The following is a 3,084-nucleotide window of genomic DNA, read 5'->3' as shown; positions in this document are numbered from 1 at the left end:
CGGCGAAACCCCTGCGGCGTCTGCACCTCCCAAAGCCTCGTGCGTGACGGCGTCGCTTCGACGCGCCCATCCTCGCCGACGACCTTGATCGTGTTCTTTGCACGCACGGCGGCGATGGCAGCGCCCTTCTCACGCGCCGCAGAGATGACCGCCTCAATCGTCTCTCGGCTTACCAAGGGACGCGCCGCATCATGCACAAGTACGATCTCACAGGCAGCAAAAAGATGCTCGATGCCGTTCGCGATGGAATACTGCCGCTCAGAGCCGCCCACAGCGATGCACCAAGGCTTGAGCGCCTTCGTTCCGGCGAGAAGGCGCTCCACAAAAGCAGCCTCATCCTTTGCAGCAACAACGACCAGTTGTCCAACCTCGGGTACGGCAGAAAATGCCTGTAGGCTGCGAAGCAAGATCGGCACGCCGGAAATCTCCAAGAGCACCTTGTTTTGTCTCGCCCCCATGCGTCTGCCTGCGCCTGCTGCCGGAAAAATCACGGAAACCATAAAGCCTCCTTGCATATACTGCCTTATAAACACGCCGCCGATAAGTCTCTTGACCTATCGGCGGCACTCTCATTTCACCAATGTCGGGGCTTTGCAAAAATCATACGTCCGGCTGCCGTCTGCAGCGCCGAAGTGACCTCCACATCAATCGTGCTGTTGATATGGCGGCGTCCGTTCTCAATGACAATCATCGTTCCGTCATCGAGATAAGCGATGCCCTGCCCCGGCTCCTTGCCCTCCTTGACAACGGAAACGCGCATCGCCTCGCCCGGAATGACCACGGGCTTGACGGCATTGGAAAGCTCGTTGATGTTGAGCACCGTTACACCGCGCAATTCCGCGACCTTATTCAAGTTGAAATCGTTCGTGATAAGTTTGCCGCCCACGACCTGCGCCAAGCGAACGAGCTTCGAATCAACCTCGGCGATATCGTCGAAATCCTGATTCGTGATCTCGACTTCCATCTTCGACTCCGTACGGATGCGCTGCAGGACGTCAAGCCCGCGCCTGCCGCGCACACGCTTCAAAGCGTCCGACGAGTCAGCGATGTGCTGCAGCTCTTCCAAGACGAACTCGGGGATGAGCAACGCGCCGTCGATGAAGCCCGTTTCGCATATATCGGCGATGCGACCGTCAATGATGACGCTCGTATCGAGCAGCTTGTAGAGCTTGGGCGATTTCTGTTCCTTGCCGATTTGCCCCAGCGCTTCCTTGGCTTTCGCCTGCGCCTTCGCCTCGCGGCTCTTGCTGATCAGATTTGGAATCGTACCGAAAAGCTCCCCAACCTCCTTGCGCTTCTTGATCGTGATATGAATGCCGAGATAGCCGAACACGATGCTGAAAACGACTGGAAAATATGCGCCGACAAGCGGAATCTTAGAAAATGCCGCCCCCAATAAATTCGCGATGATAAGTCCGATGGCAAGTCCCGTTGCGCCTGCGATGACATCATGCGTCGGCATCTTGTTCAGCTGTGTCTCCACCCAATAGGTGAAGCGCTTGAGCGTAGCCGTAAAAAGAGGCGTCGTTATGAAGCCGAGAACCCCGCCCAAAGCAGCGCCGACAAGAATGCAGACGAGCGAAGCAAGCGTCAATCGAAAGAGTCCAAGATCCATCTTGAGAATTTCCGTGCTGATGAACAGGGTCAAAAGCGGGCTTGCAAGCTGCATGAGCGCACCACCGAGAATGACGAAAATCAGCGTGGTGAAAAAGCGCAATACTTTTTCGAGCAATAAACATCCCTCCCATCCCAGATAAAGGAAATGACAAAGCTAAACAGATTTATCATACTAAATCTATACAGCTTTGTCAAAAAAAATCCCTCTTGCATCACTCACTTGATCGGCGTCCGCATCAGGCAAAATCATTTTCTGCAAGGATGCCATCCATCCATGACTTGACTTCCTCAGGCGATTTGCTGCAAGCGTAAACAAGCTCGCTGACGATGATCTGCCGCGCAAGATCCAAAAGACGCCGCTCACCGCTTGAGATCTTGCGCAGACGATCCTGCAGGACAAGATTCCTCGCTACAGCCGCCACATCGCAAATATCGCCGCTCTTCATGCGCTCAAGATTTGCATGGAATCGTTTATTCCAACTGCCCGTTGCGCGTTCCGGCGCCATCTGTAATACACCCTTGACCTCTTCGACCTGCGTTTCGGGAATCACATCTCTAAGCCCCATATTATCTACATTATCCGTCGGTATCATAACCTTCATGTTGCCCAACGGCATCTTTAGCACATAATAGGACTTACCTTCACCCAGCACTTCGCAATCCTCTATACCGGAAATCACGCCCGCCCCGTGCATCGGGTAAACAACCGTATCACCAACCTGAAGCAATGCTTCACCCCCTGCCTTTCTCCACAGAAAACCTCTGTGGAAATCAAAAACTGCTTTTCATATTATAGCACAAATCCTCGGCAAAGGGAAGAAATTAGATATTTTATCATATCCCCTATTTTATGTCAATTACCTCATTGGAATTTTAGGAAAATCGTCTAGATCATATCCGCGGGCATTTCCCCATGACGATGCCCCAAAGCCGCCGCCCATTCATGGCTGATGAGACCGCCGTGCGCAAACAATTCGACAATATGCGCATTGGTTTCACGAATCGCATGCGTCGCTTCCTCTGCGGCTCCCGCGCGAAGGAGTGCATGGTACGATTTTTTCAGCCGCCGATTGATACGGTAATATTGCTGTGCGCGAAAATACATAAGAATTCCCCTTTCCTTTGCCCATTGCTTCGCAGTGCCGCGAGACATCACACCTTTTTTCCTATATGGCTTAGTATAGCAGAAGTATACGACATCGGAAAAGTCTCAGAGGAAAAATAATTTTTCCTTCATGCTCTTGACAATGTTTCGGACAAGGAGTATATTATGCTTCATCGAGGTTACAATGTAACACATCACGATAAAAGTTCATACACCGTAAAAATTCGATGACGGGAAAGAGTAACTGCGATAAGCACGTTCACAGAGAGCCGCTCCTGCGCTGAAAAGCGGCAGCCTGCCTTGCAGTGAAAATCCTCCCCGAGAAGCGAAGCTGAAATCGAGTAAGCCGAGCCGCCCCTTCC

General features: G+C 52.2%; 4 protein-coding genes. All 4 read right to left on the bottom strand.

The features are described 5' to 3' along the window. Positions 1-500, bottom strand: a 500-nt coding sequence (locus ACTTKG_RS10135; protein ID WP_442674079.1) for an IspD/TarI family cytidylyltransferase, incomplete at its 3' end; no start/stop codon positions are given. 74 nt (positions 501-574) lie between these two features. Beyond that, positions 575-1,732 carry a PIN/TRAM domain-containing protein gene (locus ACTTKG_RS10130; RefSeq protein WP_442674078.1) on the bottom strand — a complete coding sequence of 386 codons (1,158 nt, stop codon included), beginning with the start codon at positions 1,730-1,732 and terminating at the stop codon, positions 575-577. A 121-nt stretch (positions 1,733-1,853) separates the two neighbouring features. Further along, positions 1,854-2,345 (bottom strand): CarD family transcriptional regulator, encoded by a 492-nt coding sequence (locus ACTTKG_RS10125; RefSeq protein WP_442674077.1) that lies wholly within the window; start codon positions 2,343-2,345, stop codon positions 1,854-1,856. A 158-nt stretch (positions 2,346-2,503) separates the two neighbouring features. Next, positions 2,504-2,722: a hypothetical protein gene (locus ACTTKG_RS10120; RefSeq protein ID WP_442674076.1), complete on the bottom strand. Its 219-nt coding sequence runs from the start codon at positions 2,720-2,722 to the stop codon at positions 2,504-2,506. Positions 2,723-3,084: the final 362 nt, after the last annotated feature.

It is taken from the genome of Selenomonas sp. (assembly GCF_052169755.1).
Lineage (GTDB): Bacteria > Bacillota > Negativicutes > Selenomonadales > Selenomonadaceae > Selenomonas.
This window is presented reverse-complemented; position numbering and strand designations above follow the sequence as displayed.